22 protein-coding genes, 1 pseudogene and 1 riboswitch are annotated in these 18,763 nt (G+C 70.3%); of the genes and pseudogenes, 14 read left to right on the plus strand and 9 right to left on the minus strand.

Annotated elements, in window-relative coordinates; all coding sequences use genetic code 11:
• Window positions 1-66: 66 nt before the first annotated feature.
• A complete protein-coding gene (locus tag ACFC8N_RS47660) occupies window positions 67-369 on the minus strand; it encodes a cation transporting ATPase C-terminal domain-containing protein (RefSeq protein ID WP_376295955.1) in 303 nt (100 codons plus the stop codon).
• A 55-nt stretch (window positions 370-424) separates the two neighbouring features.
• On the minus strand, window positions 425-919 hold the full coding sequence (locus tag ACFC8N_RS47665) for an HAD-IC family P-type ATPase (RefSeq protein ID WP_376295956.1): 495 nt from the start codon (window positions 917-919) through the stop codon (window positions 425-427).
• 634 nt (window positions 920-1,553) lie between these two features.
• Between ACFC8N_RS47665 and ACFC8N_RS47670 the strand changes: the two genes are divergently transcribed.
• The 4 genes from ACFC8N_RS47670 to ACFC8N_RS47685 all read left to right on the plus strand — a co-directional run bounded on the left by ACFC8N_RS47670 (window position 1,554) and on the right by ACFC8N_RS47685 (window position 3,676).
• Window positions 1,554-1,958, plus strand: a complete 405-nt coding sequence (locus ACFC8N_RS47670) for an ArsR/SmtB family transcription factor (RefSeq protein ID WP_376295957.1) — start codon at window positions 1,554-1,556, stop codon at window positions 1,956-1,958.
• 629 nt (window positions 1,959-2,587) lie between these two features.
• Window positions 2,588-2,857: a hypothetical protein gene (locus tag ACFC8N_RS47675; protein WP_356038513.1), complete on the plus strand. Its 270-nt coding sequence runs from the start codon at window positions 2,588-2,590 to the stop codon at window positions 2,855-2,857.
• A 122-nt stretch (window positions 2,858-2,979) separates the two neighbouring features.
• Window positions 2,980-3,246 (plus strand): hypothetical protein, encoded by a 267-nt coding sequence (locus ACFC8N_RS47680; RefSeq protein WP_376295958.1) that lies wholly within the window; start codon window positions 2,980-2,982, stop codon window positions 3,244-3,246.
• Between the two features lie 40 nt (window positions 3,247-3,286).
• Complete coding sequence (locus tag ACFC8N_RS47685; protein ID WP_376295959.1) at window positions 3,287-3,676, plus strand: VOC family protein; 390 nt, start codon at window positions 3,287-3,289, stop codon at window positions 3,674-3,676.
• Here ACFC8N_RS47685 and ACFC8N_RS47690 read toward each other — a convergent pair.
• Window positions 3,670-4,152, minus strand: coding sequence for an SAM-dependent methyltransferase (locus tag ACFC8N_RS47690; protein WP_376295960.1), 483 nt, complete (start codon window positions 4,150-4,152; stop codon window positions 3,670-3,672). The genes ACFC8N_RS47685 and ACFC8N_RS47690 overlap by 7 nt on opposite strands.
• Before the next feature lie 203 nt (window positions 4,153-4,355).
• Window positions 4,356-4,529, plus strand: a riboswitch (M-box (ykoK) riboswitch).
• Between the two features lie 307 nt (window positions 4,530-4,836).
• Here ACFC8N_RS47690 and ACFC8N_RS47695 point away from each other — a divergent pair.
• From ACFC8N_RS47695 to ACFC8N_RS47735, 9 genes are all read left to right on the plus strand, one after another.
• Complete coding sequence (locus ACFC8N_RS47695) at window positions 4,837-6,474, plus strand: NRAMP family divalent metal transporter (protein WP_376295961.1); 1,638 nt, start codon at window positions 4,837-4,839, stop codon at window positions 6,472-6,474.
• Between the two features lie 78 nt (window positions 6,475-6,552).
• Window positions 6,553-6,897 (plus strand): hypothetical protein, encoded by a 345-nt coding sequence (locus ACFC8N_RS47700; protein WP_376295962.1) that lies wholly within the window; start codon window positions 6,553-6,555, stop codon window positions 6,895-6,897.
• Complete coding sequence (locus tag ACFC8N_RS47705; RefSeq protein WP_376295963.1) at window positions 6,885-7,145, plus strand: hypothetical protein; 261 nt, start codon at window positions 6,885-6,887, stop codon at window positions 7,143-7,145. The genes ACFC8N_RS47700 and ACFC8N_RS47705 overlap by 13 nt, the downstream gene beginning before the upstream one ends.
• Before the next feature lie 34 nt (window positions 7,146-7,179).
• Window positions 7,180-7,815 (plus strand): winged helix-turn-helix domain-containing protein, encoded by a 636-nt coding sequence (locus ACFC8N_RS47710; RefSeq protein WP_376295964.1) that lies wholly within the window; start codon window positions 7,180-7,182, stop codon window positions 7,813-7,815.
• A 54-nt stretch (window positions 7,816-7,869) separates the two neighbouring features.
• The gene (locus tag ACFC8N_RS47715) at window positions 7,870-8,250 is read left to right on the plus strand and encodes a hypothetical protein (RefSeq protein ID WP_376295965.1); all 381 of its coding nucleotides are present in this window, start codon (window positions 7,870-7,872) and stop codon (window positions 8,248-8,250) included.
• The gene (locus ACFC8N_RS47720; RefSeq protein ID WP_376295966.1) at window positions 8,225-8,608 is read left to right on the plus strand and encodes an ArsR/SmtB family transcription factor; all 384 of its coding nucleotides are present in this window, start codon (window positions 8,225-8,227) and stop codon (window positions 8,606-8,608) included. Before ACFC8N_RS47715 ends, ACFC8N_RS47720 begins: the two co-directional genes overlap by 26 nt.
• A 16-nt stretch (window positions 8,609-8,624) precedes the next feature.
• A complete protein-coding gene (locus tag ACFC8N_RS47725) occupies window positions 8,625-9,017 on the plus strand; it encodes a glyoxalase (RefSeq protein ID WP_356038537.1) in 393 nt (130 codons plus the stop codon).
• A gap of 79 nt (window positions 9,018-9,096) precedes the next feature.
• Window positions 9,097-9,828: an MgtC/SapB family protein gene (locus ACFC8N_RS47730; RefSeq protein ID WP_356038540.1), complete on the plus strand. Its 732-nt coding sequence runs from the start codon at window positions 9,097-9,099 to the stop codon at window positions 9,826-9,828.
• Window positions 9,829-9,935: 107 nt separating this feature from the next.
• The gene (locus ACFC8N_RS47735; RefSeq protein WP_376295967.1) at window positions 9,936-10,385 is read left to right on the plus strand and encodes a hypothetical protein; all 450 of its coding nucleotides are present in this window, start codon (window positions 9,936-9,938) and stop codon (window positions 10,383-10,385) included.
• Between the two features lie 19 nt (window positions 10,386-10,404).
• Here the strand turns inward: ACFC8N_RS47735 and ACFC8N_RS47740 are convergent, their stop codons facing one another.
• The 4 genes from ACFC8N_RS47740 to ACFC8N_RS47755 form a co-directional block, all read right to left on the minus strand.
• Window positions 10,405-12,303, minus strand: coding sequence for a divalent metal cation transporter (locus tag ACFC8N_RS47740; RefSeq protein WP_376295968.1), 1,899 nt, complete (start codon window positions 12,301-12,303; stop codon window positions 10,405-10,407).
• Window positions 12,300-13,601 carry a magnesium transporter MgtE N-terminal domain-containing protein gene (locus ACFC8N_RS47745; protein ID WP_376295969.1) on the minus strand — a complete coding sequence of 434 codons (1,302 nt, stop codon included), beginning with the start codon at window positions 13,599-13,601 and terminating at the stop codon, window positions 12,300-12,302. Before ACFC8N_RS47745 ends, ACFC8N_RS47740 begins: the two co-directional genes overlap by 4 nt.
• A gap of 125 nt (window positions 13,602-13,726) precedes the next feature.
• Window positions 13,727-15,097: a nitrate/sulfonate/bicarbonate ABC transporter ATP-binding protein gene (locus ACFC8N_RS47750; RefSeq protein ID WP_376295970.1), complete on the minus strand. Its 1,371-nt coding sequence runs from the start codon at window positions 15,095-15,097 to the stop codon at window positions 13,727-13,729.
• A 43-nt stretch (window positions 15,098-15,140) separates the two neighbouring features.
• Entirely contained in the window at window positions 15,141-16,877 is a 1,737-nt protein-coding gene (locus ACFC8N_RS47755; protein WP_376295971.1) for an ABC transporter permease, read from the minus strand.
• Window positions 16,878-17,091: 214 nt separating this feature from the next.
• On the opposite strand from ACFC8N_RS47755, the pseudogene ACFC8N_RS47760 reads away from it, so the two are divergent.
• Window positions 17,092-17,419 (plus strand): annotated as a pseudogene (locus ACFC8N_RS47760) (allantoin permease); the annotation flags it as partial.
• 11 nt (window positions 17,420-17,430) lie between these two features.
• Here ACFC8N_RS47760 and ACFC8N_RS47765 read toward each other — a convergent pair.
• Together ACFC8N_RS47765 and ACFC8N_RS47770 are read right to left on the minus strand one after the other, a co-directional pair.
• Complete coding sequence (locus ACFC8N_RS47765; protein ID WP_356040737.1) at window positions 17,431-17,958, minus strand: transposase; 528 nt, start codon at window positions 17,956-17,958, stop codon at window positions 17,431-17,433.
• A complete protein-coding gene (locus ACFC8N_RS47770) occupies window positions 17,955-18,557 on the minus strand; it encodes a helix-turn-helix domain-containing protein (protein WP_356040734.1) in 603 nt (200 codons plus the stop codon). The genes ACFC8N_RS47765 and ACFC8N_RS47770 overlap by 4 nt, the downstream gene beginning before the upstream one ends.
• Window positions 18,558-18,763: the final 206 nt, after the last annotated feature.

Consider the following 18,763-nt stretch of genomic DNA (forward strand, 5'->3'; position numbering starts at 1 on the left):
GCCGAACCACGCCGCACAGGCCCATGGCGCTGGTACGTCGTGCCGTACCTGGCGTGAGGGTGCCGATCAGCCAGGCGATGGCCCGCCGATCCCGGGGACCAGTCCGCGGTGCCGGATCTGCCAGTTCAGTGGTCGGCCGAGGACGGCGTAGCCGACGGGTTGGCCGTCGGCCGTGGTCGGCTCGTCGGCGGGTTCCGGGGAGGGCGGGGTAACCGCGACCGCCATCGCCGGGAACATGTCGGTGAGCAGGTTGATCAGCAGCAGCTGACATGTCGACAGCGGCGACGTACCGGACAGCAGGGTGCCCAGGACGGAGAAGCCGACCTCACCGGCGTTCCCGCCGAGCAGGATGCTGATCGCGTCGGCCACGCTGCGCCACAGGGCGCGGCCCTCGCCGATGGCATCGATGAGGACCGACAGATCGTCATTGGGTAATCACGAGGTCGGCGGCGTTGCGTGCGGCTGCCGATCCGCGTGCCGCGATGCCGACTCCGACGTCGGCGGCGCGGATGGCGGCAGCGTCGTTGGCGCCGTCGCCGTCCATGGCCACCACGCGTCCGGCCTCCCGCAGGGCCTCTACGATCTGGAGCTTCTGCTCGGGCGCCACGCGTGCCACGACGCCGCAGTCCTTGAGCGGGCGTGCCCGCCCCGCCCGGTCCAGTGCGGCCAGTTCGTCGCTCGTGGCCACTGTGACATCCGGTGACCAGCCGAGGATAACGGCTACGGCGCGGGCGGTCCCGGGATGGTCGCCGGTCAGCATCACCGGCCGTACGTCTGCCTCACCGAGCCCGTCGACCAACGGGGCGGAGCTGGCGCGGGGGGTGTCGGCCAAGGACGCGAATCCGATGAGTTCCAGCAGTTCATGGGGCTTGTCCAGGCCCGCTGCGGCCTCCTCCGCCGCGAGGCGGCGCTGGGCCACTGCAAACAGTCGCAGGCCCTCGACAGCGAGGGCGTGTGTCGCGTCGACGGCCGCCGGGTCGACATCGGGGCAGCAGGGCAGGACGGCTTCCGACGCGCCTTTGATGACCAGCAGGTCCGCGCCGCCGCCGTGAGCCTCGCAATCCGTCTCTGCGCCCGTCCCGCGGCGGCCGCGTAGCCGCGGCTCACCTCGAACGGCTGGGCCCGGACCATGGCCCCCCGCCTCGCTCGGGGCGACCACCAGGACCGCCTCGTCGGTGGCGTGGGCGTGTAAGCCGGCCTGCTCGACGGCTCGCGGGCAGGCTCGGGCGGCGACACGCAGGACCGTCTGCGCCTCGGGGCCGGACGCGGGGCGGTCGGCACCTGCGGCGGTGATGACGCGGAGAACCCCCAGCCGAGCCCTGGACGTGGTCGACGCCCAGTAGCCCGAGTGCCGTCCCCGAGCGCGCCGAGCGGATCCTGAACGCCAGCCCAGCGGGGCGACGGCCGTCGATGTCCCGCAGCCACCACCGTCGCGGGGACGCTGATCCCTGCCAGGCTGACAACGCCGGAACCAGCAACACCGTTCCAGGGCCTTGTCGAGATCCTCGTGACAGGCCCGGGCGGGACCTACGTACCGCCGGTAGGCTAATTGCGTGGATACGCAAGAAGAGGCGTGGGACGCGGAGCGAACGGTGGCGGTGCTGAAGGCCGTGGCCGACCCCTCCCGCTTCCGTCTGCTGTGGGTGCTGAGCGGCCGTGAGCTGCCGGTGAGCGAGCTGGCCCGGCTGCTGGGCGCCCACGTCGCCGCGACGTCGCAGCACCTGGCCAGGCTTCGTACGGTCGGGCTGGTGACCACGCGGCGGGAGGGTACGCGGATCTACTACCGTGCGGCGGGCGTGCGCGGACTGCTGGCGGAGGCGCAGCGCGTGGCCCAGGCGGAAGGAGGCGCCGCAGGGGCCGAGGGCGGCGCACACGAGGAGCCGGCCGCAGCAGCGGAGGAGCGGCCCGCGGTGGCGCGCCGCGCACTGGGCGTACGCCGGTCGGCGCTGGGCCAGTAGTCCGCACATCGGCATCCAGGTTTTGCGCGCTGCCCTGATACATAGTCCCGTGGCCTACCTGGTCACCTGCGAAGGCAGGCCGAAAGTCGACGGTCACAGCCGGACTGACGAAGGCAGCATTGCTCCTTGTTGCGTTGATGTGCAAATATGGCGTAGCCAGCCTGGAGGCGGCTCGTGCCGTAGAGGTATGCAGCGACGCCGCCCGGGCTACCGGCCAGTGAACCGCGCGGGTCTCGCCCCGCGCCGGATCGAAAGGGGGCGGGCATGGACAGCAGTTGCAGTCCCGGTCATAGTCCGGCTCCTCGTCCGGACTCTCTTCCGCGTGCCTGACCGACTCCGCGCTGCCGCCTGACAAGCGGATACCCAGGTCACCGCAGGAGACCGTGTCCCGCATCTGGGCACCCCCCACGTCAATCATTCCGCGGACCACGCCAGTTACGGGCACGCCCTTGTCACGGTGGCGTTCCTGCCGCCGAGCCCGATCGCCAGCACGCCGATCCGCCAATGGCCCGTCCGCAGCCACGGCGGGCTGCACCGACCGCCACCGGCGTGACCGGCGCGTCAGCCTCCGTAGCGGGTGCCATGGCGCCCGCCACCCAACCCCTCCCCTAAAGAAGGAGGACACCGCCATGCGCCTCCCCGACCACCTCGCTCCCGCGCCTCACCCGTCCGATCACGTCTGCTCAGGCGTCCGGCTGACCCTGGACGACGGAGTCGAGCGCACGTATCTGCTCGACCTCCTCGCCTGTGCCGGCAAGCGGTGCGGGACCTACGAGGCGCGCGTCCACCTGGCCCACATCCTCGCCCGGCAGGGTCACCGCGCCGCCTGGCTCGCCGAGTTCACCGGTCTGCCACTGACCGCCGCGCAGCGCATCACCGACCTCGCAGCGCAGCCCTGACGCACAGGCCCTCTGCACCACCCATGCCCCTGGGCCGGCGCACCGGGCCCGCCAGCCCATGCGTGCCCGACGGCCGACCGACAGAGCGCGCCGAGAGCACACCCCATCGGAGGCAACCGCTTATGTCCGTATTCGCCCACCACCCCCTGCACCGCCCCCGCGCCCGCTCACAGGGCGCCTGGCGGTCCGTGCATGCTCGCCTCATCGGCATCGTCCGTCGCATCGCCGACGGCTCCCTGGAGCAGCCCGTGCTCCACGTGCTCGACGTCCCGATGGCCCGCCGGGCGACGACCTTCACCACCCGGCAACGCCCGCACGCCCACTGGAACTTGGTGTCAGACCCAGGCGTCGCCCGGCACCTCGAAGCAACCTGGCAGACCCGCCACTGACATCACCGACATCAGCGACACCACCGACCGGAGGTCCCGCATGATCACCGCAATCGACCACATCCAGCTGGCCGCCCCGCCGGGCAGCGAGGAGTTGCTGCGCGCCTTCTACGTCGACGCGCTCGGCCTCGTCGAAGTTCCGAGGCCGGGCCGCCTCGCCGCCCGCGGAGGCTGCTGGTTCAGCGACGACGACCAGCACGTCCAGCTCCACCTGGGCATCGAAACCCCCTACCGGGCCTCCGCAAAGGCGCACCCCGGCCTGCGTGTCGAGGCCATCGAATCGCTCGCCGCCCGCCTCGAAGCCTTCGGCGCCCTGGTGATCTGGGACGACACCACCCTCCCCAGCCACCGCCGTTTCCACAGCCAGGATCCCGTCGGCAACCGTCTCGAATTCCTCCAGCCCATCGGCAGGGAACCGGCAGGTCAGTAGTACCCGCGCATGAGCGCGGTGGCCCATTCCGGCTGGGCGACCGGGCCCTGGGGGCCGAACTCGGCCATGTAGGGCTTGATGTCGAGAATGGGAGTGCCGTCCACCGCGTCCAGGCCCTGGACGTGCAGATCGAGTCCGTCGACCTTGAACAGGCGGCAGCGGGAGACACCGAGCCGGTTGGGGCGGTTCTTGCCGCGCTGGGCGAAGATGCCGACCCGGGGCCAGTCGGTGTTGCCGCGGGGATGGCGGGCTCCGGTTTCGATCTTCTCCACCGGGATCCGGTCGAAGTGGTAGACGACCTCCAGGTGGGAGAAGGCGTCCAGGCCGGCCACCGCGTCGGGGGTGAAGCGGGTGGCGTCGAGGCGGATGACCGCCGTCTCCTTGCCCCAGTCGTCGTCCCGTACCTCCGACCGACCACCCATCACCCGGCCCACCGGGACGGAGACCACCTCGGCGGGAGTGCTGTGCTCGGGCATGCGTCGCGCCTTTCGTGAAAGCGTCCGGGAGTGGGCGCAGGTAGACCCACAGGTGGCTCACCGTATCGATCACCGGTCCAGAGCCGGCGCGCGGCCCGTGAGGCATGTGACCGCCATTACAGGCGCGGCCAGCCCCGGTCAAGACTCCGCCAAGAACTTGCGTTCATGTGCAAGTACGGGGCTACACTCAGGGAGGTTTGAAAAGGGCACCTCGTTCGGTGAGGCGTCTTCACGGACACAGGCCACTGACCCCACGACGTCGAGAGACGCCCAGGGTCAGGACAGGTCTCCCCGACCTAAGGGGTGACCCCAAGTGGCTTCCCCCGCAGGGGGATTACGCCGTGGAGTGCCAAAGCTCTGACGAGTTGGGGTGACCGGCCGTTCGGGCTGGGTTGCTCCTTGCCGAGTCGTTGCTGACGCGCACAGGTCGCGTCCCCGGCCGGAAGGAGGCGAGAGACATGGACTGCAGTAGCAGTAGTCCGGGCCATAGTCGGCCCCTGATCCGCTTGTCCTCGCATTCTTCCGGCACGCGGTAACCCTCTCCCCTGCGCGGATTCCCATCCGCGTCCTGCGCCCCGTACGGCCCTGCGCCGTGACGGGCCGCCGTCCTGCGCTCTCGCGCAGGGGGGACGGCTTTCGTGTGCCCCCTACCTCCCCCTTCTGGGGAGATTCGGGAGGTATGTCATGACCACCGTGACCAACGTGTCCGAGGCCCCGCGCGCCGCGGTCCTGGACGACGCGCACGTCGGCGACATCCGTGGCGCCCTCGGCACCATCAGGCTCGACGACACCGCACCCCGCACCGGTCTGTCCGCCAAGCTCAAGACGCTCCTGGCGATAGTCGGCCCCGGCCTGATCGTCATGGTCGGCGACAACGACGCCGGCGCCTTCGCCACCTACGGCCAGGCCGGCCAGAACTACGGCACCCACCTGCTGTGGACGCTGCTGCTCCTCGTTCCCGTGCTGTACGTCAACCAGGAGATGGTGCTGCGCCTGGGCGCCGTCACCGGCGTCGGCCACGCCCGCCTGATCCTGGAGCGGTTCGGGAAGTTCTGGGGCGCGTTCAGCGTGATCGACCTGTTCCTGCTCAACGCGCTCACCCTGGTGACCGAGTTCATCGGCATCACCCTGGCCTCCGGGTACCTGGGCCTGCCCAAGGCCGTCTCCGTGGTCCTCGCCGCGGGGATCATCATCGCGTCGGCGTTCACCGGCTCCTTCCAGCGGTTCGAGCGGGTCGCCATCGCCCTGTGCGCGGCCTCGCTGCTGCTGGTGCCGATCTACCTCATGGTCCACCCGCACGCCTCGCAGATGGCCCGGGACTTCGTGGTGCCGAACATGCCCGGCGGCACCGGCCAGCTCTCCACCGTCATGCTGCTGATCATCGGCATTGTCGGCACCACGGTCGCCCCCTGGCAGCTGTTCTTCCAGCAGTCGTACGTCATCGACAAGCGGATCACCCCGCGGTTCATGAAGTACGAGAAGGCCGACCTGTGGATCGGTATCGCGGTGGTGGTGATCGGCGCGGCGGCGATGATGGGCTTCACCGCCGCGACCTTCGCGGGCACGCACGGCTTCGGCCAGTTCACCGACGCCGGCGGCATCGCGACCGGCCTGGAGCACAAGGCCGGCAAGCTCGCCGGCGTGCTGTTCGCCATCGCGCTGCTGGACGCCTCGATCATCGGCGCCTTCGCCGTCTCCCTGTCCACCGCCTACGCCATCGGTGACGTCTTCGGCATCAAGCACTCGCTTCACCGTGGAGTGAAGGGAGCCAAGGGTTTCTACGCCGTCTACGCCGGTCTGGTCGCCGCCGCTGCCGCCATCGTGCTGATCCCTGGCTCGCCGCTGGGCCTGCTGACCGAGGGCGTGCAGACCCTGGCCGGTGTCCTGCTGCCCTCCGCAAGCGTGTTCCTGCTGCTGCTCTGCAACGACAAGGCCGTGCTCGGCCCGTGGGTGAACGGCCCGAAGACCAACGCGTTCACCTCGGCCGTGGTCGGGGTCCTGGTCGCCCTGTCGATCGTCCTGACCGCCTCCGTCCTGTTCCCGGACATCTCCTCCGGGGCGATCCTCGACATCATGGCCGCCTGCGGTGTCGTCGGGGTGCTGGCCGCGGGCTACGCCTTCACCCGCCGGCGCACGGGCACCAAGGAGGACCCGATCGACCGGACCGGCAAGGACGAGTGGCGGATGCCGCCGCTGGAGACCCTGACCCGGCCGGCCATGTCCACCGCCCGCAAGATCGGCATGGGCGCCCTGCGAACCTACCTGCTCATCGCGATGATCCTGGTCGTCATCAAGATCGTCCAGGTCGCACTCGGCAACTGACCCTCCCGGGGCGGCGGCCGAACCCGCGCCGCCGCCCCGGCACGGCTACCCACTCCCCCTCGGAAGGGAGGACCGGCCATGCACGTCCTGCGCCACCTGACCCACCTGACCGCCTCGGCCGTCCGCCGCCTCGCTCCGGCGGGGTGCGCCTCCCCGTCACTGCCGCTGCCTCTGTCCGACGGCCGGGAACGCACCTACCTGCTGGACGACCCGGCCGCCTGCCCGGGACTCGCATCCCGGCACACCGTCTACGACCCGCGCGTCCACCTCGTCCATCTGCTGGCCCGGCAGGGCCGCGACCCCCGCTGGCTGGCCCGGTTCGCCGGCCTGCCCCTGCCGGCCGTCGAACGCCTCGCACCTTCCCTCACTCCTCGTCGCCGCAACGCGCCCTTCCCGGAGGTGAGTTACCCATGCCTGCCCTGACCGTGATCCCCATCCCGCTTCTCGGCCACACCCCGGCCCACAAGCGTGACGCCGTGCGCGCCTGGTTCGCCCACATCCTGCGCCAGCTCGCCGACAGCCCCACGGACCGCACCGTCATCCGCGCGCTGCCCCGCCCGGCAGCCACTCGTACGCCGTTGGCGCACGCCCAGCACGTCGGGCCGCATGCCCACGGGCACACGGTCACCGGCTCCGACGGCCGACGCCACCTCGAAGCCACCTGCCACTAGCAACCCGCACGCCGCTGCTGGAAGGAGAGTTCGCATGCCCTTCCCTGCCCTGGGAACATCCTGGCGCCCGTCACTCGATCCGTCCCGCCTGTACGGCTGGAGCCCGCTGCCCGCGGACTCGCACCGGCCTGCGGAGGTCGTTCCGCATCGGCGGCCCGCTGCCTCGACCACGCACTTCGGCACCACACTGATCCGACAGGGAACCGACATGGGCTTGAGCTACCGCATGGCCCGCTGCGCCCACGACGACCGCAAAGAGACCGCTGCACCATGGGGACGCCGCCGGCACTGGTTCCCGCCGCGGTCGCCAGACACGCCTGCAGCGCCGGAGGCTCGGGCACCGGTTTACCGGGTGGCCGGGCTCGTCGTCGACTGTGCCACCCGCCGAGCCGAAGTCGAAGGGCATCAACTCGGCCTCACGTGGATGGAGTTCGAGCTGATCGCCCACCTGGCTGCCCACCCGGACCGCGTCTACACCCGCCGTCAGCTGATGGAATTGGTCTGGCAGCAGGCGCCCACGGGCGACCTGCGCAGCGTCGACGTCCACATCTCCCGCCTGCGCCGCAAGCTCGGGCCCGAACACCGGGCCCTGATCCGCACTGTGCGCCAGGCCGGCTACGCCTTGAACCCGCGACTCACACTCGAAACCCGCTTCCGGAATACCACCTGACCGCACCCTTCCTTTTCCACCACTTCCCGACCAGAAGTGACCCAAGAGGTACCCATGCGATTCCTGCCCCGTACGCATGCGAAGAACAGCGGACCGCCCACCACCCCGGTCTCGACTCTCGCCACGATCCACATCCACTGCGACCACCAGGTGTCGGCCAAGGTGCGCGCGCTGTGCGTGCTGGCCCTGAGCAGACCCGGTGCCCGCCTCCAGGCCCTGCACGCCAGCCGGCACGGTGCCACCGCGTACCTGTGCGTGACGGTCACCCTGGACGGCCCGGGCACCGGCCCCCTGGACCACCTCGTCGACCAGCTCTCCCGCGTGCCGCACGTTCGCGATCTGCACTGGCACCGGTGCGACACACCCGCGCCCGGTACCCCCGCGCACGAACAGGAAAGGAGCGCGGCCGGTGCATGCTGTCCAGGAGCCGCCTGACGTCGTCTTCCTCCCGGTCCGCACGACGACCGCACCCTTCGAGGACGCCGAAGTCGGCGCCATGGTAGCGATGTTGAAGACGCTGGGCGGGCCTATCCGGGTCCGGCTGCTGCAGACCCTGGCGCTCCAGGAACTCTCGGTCGGAGAACTGACGGAGCGCGTCGGTGTGCACTACGCCGCCGTCTCCCAGAGCCTCACCCGACTGCGGGCGGCGGGCCTGGTCACGGTACGCCGCAGCGGCAACCGCATGCTCTACCGCACCGCCAACCCGCACCTGCCGTCCCTGCTCGCCACCGTCCTGCACCTGGCAGCACACGCGGCACCGCCCGAGCCGGACAACCTTCGTGATCACCACTGACGAAATGAGAAAGCACATGCCCACCGAGAACTCCACCACCGAGTTCGCCTTCGGCCCGCTGCACCATGTCCAGCTCGCCATCCCGGTCGGCAGTGAGGAGCTGTGCCGCGCCTTCTGGGGCGGGGTGCTGGGCATGACCGAGCTGGAGAAGCCCCCGGTCCTCGCGGCTCGCGGCGGCTGCTGGTTCCGCGGCGGCGGCCTGGAGGTCCACCTCGGCGTGGAGGCCGACTTCCGCCCCGCCGCCAAGGCCCACCCCGGCATCCTCGTGCGCCCGCTGCACGGCCTCGCCAAGCGCCTGGAGTCGCACGGTCACGAGGTGACCTGGGACGACAACTTCCCGGGCCACGACCGCTTCTATGCCTTCGACAAACTCGGCAACCGCCTGGAGTTTCTCGAACCCCGCTCCTGACCGCTTCCGGTACGACAACACCGTCGGACCCGGAAGCCGGGACCGGCCTGACCGCCCTGACCGTGAAAGAGGTGCTCTGGTGCACTCCCTGTCCACCTTCGACTTCCTCATCCGACTCTCCGCCGGCACCGGCTGCGGCGCGCTGATCGGCGTCGAGCGGCAGTGGCGGGCACGGATGGCGGGCCTGCGCACCAACGCCCTCGTCGCCACAGGCGCCACCCTGTTCGTGCTCTACAGCGAGGCCGTCGGAGACGCGGGCAGCCCCACCCGGGTGGCCTCCTACGTCGTCTCCGGCATCGGCTTCCTCGGCGGCGGGGTCATCCTGCGCGACGGCGCCGGAGTGCGCGGCCTCAACACCGCCGCCACCCTGTGGTGCTCGGCCGCCGCAGGAGTGCTGGCCGCCTCCGGCCACCTGAGCTTCGCCGTCCTCGGCACAGTGGTCGTGCTGGCCGTCCACGTGGTGCTGCGGCCCGCCGGGCGCCTGCTGGACCGGGCTCCGGCCGCGGGCACCGACCCCGACGCCACCGTCCGAGCCACCGTGCACCTGGTGTGCGAACGCACGTCCGAGACCCATCTGCGCGCCCTGCTGCTGCAGACCCTGGCCGCTTCCGCGCTCGCTCCCAGAGGGCTGCGCGCACGCCGCGAGGGGGACACCGCGAGCCTGCGCGCGACCGTCTCGATCAGCGGCGACGTCGCCGCCGCGCTGGAGCAGGTCATCTCCCGGCTGTCCCTGGAGCCGGGCGTGAGCGACCTGCACTGGCACATGGACGACGAGGAGGCCGAGCGGGAACGACCCCAGGCGCTGGCCTGACACACCAGGGCGGCGCCTCCTGCCCCGCAGTCGGTAAAGGGGCTGTGCGGCCCCAGGACAACGTCCCGGTCACCGGCCAGGATGGAAAGGGAAGGGAGAGTCGAGTCATGAGGACCCTGCCTCACCCGCGCACGGGCGAGGGCGTCGCCCTGCTGGGGGTGCTCACGCTGGTCGTACTGGAGGTCACCGCGCTGGCAACCGCGCCGGCCCGGGACCGGCCGATCGTCAGCGGAGCTCTCATGGGCGCGGGCACCGCCGCGTTCGTGCTGGTGGCAGCCGTGTGGCACGCTCACCGCAACGCCGCCCGCCAGGCCAGGCGGCGCCTGCACGAGACGGTCGACGACTCGTGGTTCACGGCCCGCACACTGGGCGGGTTCCCCATGGAGGCCGTACGCCCCTACCTGCTCGGCAAGGACGCGCCCGGCCTGAACCGCCTGTACACGGCCTGGATCCTCGCCACGCACGGCGAGGACGCCGCCTGGATCGAGCGCCACCTGGACCTGCCCGCCGACCTCACCCGTCTCCTGGTCGACACTGCCACCCGGCAGCGTCACTGACCGACCGGGCCACCGGGGATCAGGAGCTGCCGAGCCGAATGGCCTTGATCAGCAGGAGCAGGGCGCTGAGGATCAGATAGCCGCGCAGCGCCATCATGCCCAGACGGGTCCCCGGGGACCAGCGCACCGGCCGCAGGAGCGCCAGCGGCGGCATGCGCCAGGCGAGCTTCTCGGCCTGCGGCATCACCGGTACCTGGCGGGTGGGCGCGCGGCGTCGGGCGGCACGGAGGGCTACTGCGGCAGTGAGCAGGCCCGTGACCAGCGCGATCGCCAGCCAGATCGTGAGCCGGGTGACGTTGACGGCCGGGAAGAGTGTGGTCGCCATCAGCGTGCCGGAGAGCATCAGCAGGACGGCGATGGTGACGGTGGCGAGCATGTTCAGCCAGCGCGGGTTGACCCAGGGGCCGAGCACTTCAGTGTCGTTGCACAGCAGGAGCAGGAACACGCTCGCGGAGGGCAGCAACAGTCCGGCCAGCACCTGGACGGCCTCGGTGATGAGGCCGAGCGGGGCGCCCGGGATGAGGACGATGGCGGCGGCGACCAGGACCAGCAGGCTGTAGGAGGCGTAGAACTGCTTGGCCTCACCGAAGCTGCGGTGCAGGGAGTGGCGCAGGTTGAAGACATCGCCGAAGGCGTAGCTGGTGGCCAGGGTGACGGCCGCCGCTCCGATGATGCTCGCGTCCAGCAGGACGATCGCGAACAGCACACCCAGCACGGAGTCGTGCCGGGCGAGAGCGTCGGCGACTCCGGCGGCGTCGGTGAAGTGGCCGTGGACGGCGGTGCCCCGGGCCGCGAAGTCGGCGATCATGATCAACGCGGCGGCGCCCGCGACGACCACGAAGGAACCGATCACCGTGTCGGCGCGCTCGTAGCCGATGAAGCGCGGGGTGATGCGCTTGTCGATGACATTGGACTGCTGGAAGAACAGCTGCCAGGGCGCGACGGTGGTGCCGACGATCGCGATGATCAGCAAAATGGCCTCGCTGCTGGCGCCGCCCTGGATGCCCGGTACCACGAAGTCGTGGGCGGCCCGACCCCACTGCGGCCCCGACATGAGGGTCAGGGGGATCAGCAGCAGGCTGGCACCGATGAACGCGAACATGGCCCGTTCCCAGCGGCGGAAGGAACCGCTCGCGGTCACGGCGACCAGGACGACGGCGGCCGCCGGGACGACGACGTACCGCGAGGCACCGAGATGTTCCGCGGCCAGGGAGATGCCGATGAACTCGGTCACGATCGTGAGGAAGTTCAGCAGGAAGAGGTCACCGACGCTGAACCAGCCCCAGAAACGCCCGAACCGCTCAGTGATCAGGCGCGCGTGGCCGACACCGGTGACCGCGCCCAGCCGCACCACCATCTCCTGGTTGACGATCAGGACCGGGACGAGCAGGAGCAGGACCCACAGGAGCGAGTAGCCGTAGTTCTGGCCCGCCTGCGCGTACGTGGCGACACCGCCGGCGTCGTTGTCGCCGACCATCACGATGATGCCGGGGCCGACGATGGCCAGCAGGGTGAGCAACCGGGTCCTGAGCCCGGGCCGTTCTTCGACGCGTTCGCGGGGGACGCGGCCGAAGGCGCCCTGGATCTCGCCGAGGTGGGCCTCATCGAGTACGGCGCTGGGCCTGGCCGGGCGGGCCTGGGGGGCCGCGGGTCGGACGGCGGGTTTCCGCGCTGGGGACGGGGCGGGACGTTCCGGGGGCGGAGGCCCGGGTGGATGCTTGCGCTCCGGTGGCTCCGGGGCGGGCCTGCGCTCCGCCGGGTGAGGCTGTGCGGGTTCGGCGGGGTACTCGGTGCGGCTCGGCGGCTTCGGCTGCTCCGGGCCTGGACGGGCCGGGGGCTCGGGGTGGCGTTCTCCGCTGATGGGCCGGTCGGGCTCGGGGCGGCCCGGTCCGCCTGTGGGCCGGTCGTCCTGGTTCATGACGCGGGCGGCATGTCGTGCGGGGCTGGTTCGGGGCCGGTTTCCTCCGTGCGGTGGGCTGGGTGCGGGGCTGGCTCGCGGCGGCGCCAGTCCTCCGGGATGACTGCGTCGAGGACGTCATCGACCGTGATGACGCCCAGAATGCGGTCCTCGTCGTCCACCACCGGGACAGTAAGCAGGTTGTAGTCGGTCATGAGCAGGGCGATGTCCTCGACATCGGTGTCAGGCCCAGCCCGGACCGGATCACGGTCCGCCACATCGTCCAGCGACGCGGCGGGATCCGCTTGCAGCAACTCCACCAGAGTGACCACACCGAGCAGCCTTTGCTCCTCACCGGCCAGATACACGCTGGTCAGCGCCTGGGGTTGCAGGGCCCGCGCCTCACCGGCCGCCTGAAGCCCCTCCGCGACGGTGCTGCCGCCCGGCATGGCGAGGACGTCGAGCGCCATCAGCCCGCCCGCGCTGGAGGGGTTGAAGCCCATCAGCGTCAGCACCTTGGTGCGCTGCCCGGCGGGAAGCGCGTCCAGGACGGGCTCGCGGCGGCTCTGCGGCAGGTCGTTGAGCGCGTCCGCGGCGTCGTCGGCGCGCATCCGGGCGAGCACCTGGGCGATCTCGGCATCGCTGCGTTCGCCCAGCAGACGCGTCTGCGAGTCCCGCTCCAGCTCCTCGAACACATCGGCCTCGAGCTCGGGATCGGCGTGAACGGTCTGGAGGATCTCGTGCGACTCGGTGCGGCTCGCCTCCTCCAGCAGATCGGCGAGGTCCGCGGGCTTCAACCGGCCGAGACGGGCGAACGGCCCCCGTACCCGGGCGGAGCGAGCGTGCCCGATCAACGGCTCGAAGGACTTCCAGTCCCGCCAGTCGGGCCGGGCGGCACGGCCCCGTATGCGACCCCACAGATGCGGTGGCCTGCGCGTGTCCAGGCAGGTCAGGACCCAGCGATCCAGCCGCTGCTCCAGTTCGATGTCGTACGCCCGGACCAGCTCGACATCGGTCACATCGATGACCCGGTGGCCCAGTACGTCCGACCGCAGCAGCACCTCGCCCTCGCGCCGCTCGAAGTGGCGCAGGTCCACGCGTGGGCTCGCCAGCGTGATCTGCTCCGCGTCCAGGTCGGCCACCTGCTCGGCCGGCAGGAAGACCTCGCGTCCACCTACTCGTGCGACCAGCCCGGTGACCAGCGGATAGTCCCGTCCCCGCAGTCGCACGATGACATCGGCGAGCCGGCCCACCACCTCGCCGTCGCCCCCGACCACCGGCGTACGGAGGAGCTGCGCGAGACGTACGACCCGATCCACATCCCCACGCTAGACACATGCGCACCAAATAGGGCATATGAGGCGGCTGCGTTTTCCCTTCGAGCCGGTCACGCGGACCTGGCGCCGTGACTGGACGAGGACCGGACGCTGACAGGCGCTGACGGCTACAGGTACTTCTGGGCGCCGGGTTCGAGGGTGAGTCGGGCGTCGTCGCGATCGTAGTCGTATAGCTCGGCGTAGCGGCCCCAGTCGATGGCCGTCTCCAGCTGGTTGCGGGCGTCCTCGGCGGAGAAGCCGCGGCGGAGCAGGTCGAGGAAGAAGCCCTCGCGCAGGGTGTTGCCGTCGGTGGCGGCCAGGGCCTGGACGATGGCACGAACCAGGGGCGCGTGCTTGGCGGCGTGGCTGGCGAAGAGCTGCTTGCTGGTGAGGATGTCGGCGGCGACGAACTCGCGGCCGGCGTCGGTGACGGCGATGTCAGCGCCGTCGACCTGGGCGAGTTCGAGCATGACGGCGGCGTCGACCAGGGGCAGCAGGTCGTCGATCTCGAAGCTCAGCTCGTCGGCGATCTCCGCCAGACCGTCCCTGCCGCCACGCGCGACGAGGATCTCCAGCAGACCGGCGAGCCCGCCGACGCTGACGTCCGGCAGCGGCGTGTTGGTCGGCGTCGGTGCGGGCCGGGCAGCGGCTGCCGCTGCTGCGGGGGCGGCCTCGACGGCTGCCGCGGCAGCTTCTTCGCGGCCGGTGAGGATGTCGTAGACGGTGTCGACGATGGACTCGAATCGGGGGCTGTTGCGGTCACGGGGGCGGGGAAGATCGACTTTGAGTTCGGCCTGGATGCGGCCGGGGTTGGAGGACAGCACCAGGATCCGGTCGGCCAGCAGCACCGCCTCCTCGATGTTGTGCGTGACGATCAGGATCGACTTCACCGGGGCCTCGTTCCCCTCCCACAGGCCGACCAGCTCGTTGCGCAGGTTCTCCGCGGTCAGCACGTCCAGGGCCGAGAAGGGCTCGTCCATCAGCAGCGCGTCCGGCTCCACGACGATGCCGCGCGCGAAGCCGACCCGCTGGCGCATACCGCCGGACAGCTCCTTGGGGTACGCGGACTCGAAGCCGTCCAGGCCGATCAGGTCGATCGCCTTCAGCGCGCGCTCGCGGCGCTCGTCCTCCGCGACGCCCTGGGCCTTGAGCCCGAGTTCGACGTTCTGCTGCACGGTCAGCCACGGCAGCAGCGCGAAGGACTGGAAGACCATCGCCACCCCGGGGTTGGCGCCGGTCAGCGGGGTGCCGCGGTAGGAGACAGTGCCGCTGGACGGGGCGATCAGCCCGGCCACGCAGCGCAGCAGCGTGGACTTGCCGGAGCCGGACTTGCCCAGCAGGGCGACGATCTCGCCCTCGGCCAGGGCGAAGCTGATGTCGTCCAGCACCGGCAGGGCCCGCCCGTCCGGCGTCGTGAACGTCTTGGTCACCGAATCGGCCTCCACGATCACCGCGCCGGCCGGACGGGATACGGAGGTGAGGGGCTGGCTGCTGGTCACGGGTCCTGCCTCGGAAACGGAGGGCGAACAGGGAGGTCGGGAGTCACAGGGCGAAACGGGTCTCGGACAGGCCGTACAGGCGGCGCCAGAACAGCCGGTTGGCGGCCACCACGTACAGGCTCATCACGCTGATGCCGACGAGGATCTTCGGAAAGTCACCGGTGGCGGTGGCCTGGGTGATGTAGGCGCCGAGCCCGGTCGCGCTCAGGTGATGGTGCCCGTAGTCGACGACCTCGGCGACGATCGAGGCGTTCCACGCGCCGCCCGCCGCGGTGATCCCGCCGGTCACGTACGACGGGAAGATCGCCGGCAGGATGAAGTAACGCCACTTGAGCCAGCCGCCGACCTTGTAGTTGGTCATCGCCTCGCGCAGGTCGGAGGGGATCGCGGAGGCACCGGCGATGACGTTGAACAGGATGTACCACTGCGCGCCCAGCGCCATCAGCAGGACCGCGCCGAAGTTCAGCGAGATGCCCAGCGCCACGAACGCCGCGGTGGCGAACGGGAACAGGAAGTTCGCCGGGAAGCTGGCCAGCACCTGCACCACCGGCTGCGCGAACCGCGTCACCTTGGGGTTCATGCCGATCCACACCCCGACCGGCACCCACACCACCGTGGCCACGGCCGTCAGGACGACGACCCGGCCGAAGGTCGCCGCCCCCAGCGCGAGCGCGTGCCCGAACGCGCCGAGCCCGATCGTGGAGTTGACGTAGCCGAACGCCTTCCACGCCCCGTAGACGACCAGCACACTGATCACCCCGGCGAAGAACACATCACCCGTGCGTTCCCGGACCGGCGAGACGCCGATGGGATGCTCGGCGAGGCCGAACGGCCGCGTCGCCCGGTCCAGCCACCGCCCGGCCGGCTTCAGCGGGCGCCCGATCAGGTGAGGCACCTGCGAACGGCGCAGGAAGTCCAGCACCAGGCTGCGCGGACGCTCGGCCGCCTCGGACTCCTCCACCCGGAAACGGTCCGTCCAGGCGACCATCGGCCGCCAGAACAGCACGTTCACCCCGATCACCATCACCACCATCACCGCGATGGCGATGCCCACCTTGCCCAGGTCGCCCTGCGCGATCGCGGCAGCGGCATAGGACCCTATGCCGGGCAGGGCGTAGGTGTGGTTCAGCACCGAGATGGACTCGGACGCGGCCAGGAAGAACCAGGCCCCGCCGAAGCTCATCATCCCGTTCCACACCAGCGGGATCATCCCGCCCGGCACGTCCAGCTGCCAGAACCGCTCCCACTTCGTCAGCCTCAGCACCCGCGCCGCCTCGTCCAGCTCCCTCGGCTGGGACATGAGCGAGTAGTAGAAGGCGAAGGTCATGTTCCACGCCATCGCGGTGAAGATCGCGAAGATTGAGGCGCACTCAAGGCCCAGCTCGGAGCCGGGAAAGAGGTTGATGAACGCGGTCACCGTCACCGACAGGAAGCCCAGCACCGGCACCGACTGGAGGATGTCCAGGACGGGCAGCAGCACCTTCTCCGCCCGCTTGAGCCGGGCCGCCGCGGTGGCGTAGACGAAGGTGAACACGACCGACACTACGAGCGCGGCGAACATCCGCACCAGCGAGCGCACCGCGTAGTACGGCAGGTTCGAAGGATCGGTCGACACTGTGGACGGCGCGGTTTTCGGCAGGAACGGCGCGTTCAGCGAGGGCGCGAGCCTCAGCAGCCCGTACAGCAGAGCCACCAGCGCGGCACCGACCACCACGTCCACCCACCGCAGCCCGGGCCGCCGCCACACGCCCCTCGAGGGGAATCCGCCTGTCTCTGCCACCGGGCTGCCTTTCGTCACGGCGTACGCGAGGCCAGCAAACACCAAGCCTCCCAAAGCGCGCATTACGTCACAATGGCTGATGCGTGAAGCTCCACCTATTGGCGGCGAGTACTGACCCGGCCACCTCCCCTCTCATCGCCAGGCCCTGACACGCCGTCCGACCCGTCGAACAAAAGTTCCGGATGTCGTGGTCGGAAGCTACGCAAAGCGGCCAGCCATGTACTTCCACGCCCTCGGCGACACCCTCCAGTCGTCTTCCCCCATCGCCGCCGTCATCGCCGTCGCCCTCATCCCGCTGATGGCGATCGTCACCGAGGGCAAGTACTACCTGGGCCGCACCGACGACGGCATCGCCGAATCGCTACTCGCCACGGAGGGCAAGCGGAGGGCAACCCGAGCGCGCCGACGTACGACTGCCACGTCTGCCGCCAGCCGTACGAGCGCCCGGACCCGGCCGCCTGCGCCACCCACGACGCGGCGTGTGCTCGCCTTGTCCGAGCACGGACAAGATCGGCAACCACGTCCTACCGGCCCGGACCTAGTGCTGCGTTCCTCAAAGGAAGTACACATAGCGGCGGCGTAAGCGCCTGGTGGGTGCTGCGGGTCTGCCCCAGATCCAGGGTCGGGCACGGGCGTTGAGCTGAGCTGTGGCCACTTCGGTGGCGTGGGTGATGTGGTCGCGGTCGCCGAAGGAGCGTCCGGCCAGGGCGGTCTTGCGGAAGATGCGCCACCATCCCTCTTGGAGGTTGAGCCAGCAGGCGCCGACCGGGATGAACACGTGCCTGATGCGGGGATGGTCCACGAGCCAGGTCCGGGTGGACACGCTGTTGTGCGAGGACAGATTGTCGGTGATCACATAGATGTCCCCGACAGGGTTGGCGTCCTCGACCAGCTGAAGGAACTGCTGGTAGAAGACGCTGTTGCGGGAGGTGGCGGTCATCGTGAGCTCCTGGCCGTCACGGACGCGTAAGGCGCCGTAGACCCAGGTCTTCTCCGGTCCGCGGGAATAGTCGATCTCGTTCTTGATGCGGTGTCCGTCCGGTGACCAGCCCGGCGCCGGCGGGAAGGTGCGGGGGATCACCGGGCCGAGCTCGTCGGCGCAGACGACCGTCGCGCCGGCGGGCGGGCTGGTGTAGAGCTCGACGATCCGCGTCCTTTTCCCTCGAACTCCGCATCTCTCGAGCGCGTCCATGAACGCGTGCGCCGCCAGCGCACGCCTTCGGCCAGCAGGATCCGGCGCACCTGGGACCGGCTGACCTCGATGCCCAGGTCCCGTGCCGCAGCAGCCAGTGTGTCCAAGGTCCACTCCGAAGGCCCCGACTCGTCCGCGGCCCACATCTCGTTCGACGGCTGCACCTCAAGCCGGCCGGGCGGGATCTGCTTGACCAGGCCAATGATCCGAGAGCGTTCGGCCTCGGTGATCCTTCGCCTGCGGCCCTGCCCGCCCAGATCCTCCAGACCCTCAAGCCCCGAGCGGTTGAAGCGGTGCAGCCAGCAGCGCACCGTCTTCTGACTGCACCGCAGCTCATCGGCGATCTGCGGGACCAGCCAGCCGGCCCAGCTCAGCTCCACCATCCGGCACCGCTCCACCAGAACTTTCGGCGCCTTTCTGGCCGACGCCAGGCGGTGGACTACCGCTTGCTCACCCTCGTCACGGCCCGGCCGTGCCCTCAGCACCATGACCCAGCACCCGCCCCCGAGTACCCGCAACCACCCCGCTACCAGTAGCTATACCCACTGAAAGAGGAATCGAGCACTAGGGCACAGCCGGAGCACGACGACCAGTTTGCATAAAAGCGTCCTCGTCGCCACGACGGCGACTCGGGCGCCACTGCCACGCGGAATGCCCGAGCCGCCGTACAGGCGCAGGAGCGGGCCAGCACGGG

Source organism: Streptomyces sp. NPDC055966 (assembly GCF_042269865.1).
Classification (GTDB): Bacteria; Actinomycetota; Actinomycetes; order Streptomycetales; family Streptomycetaceae; genus Streptomyces.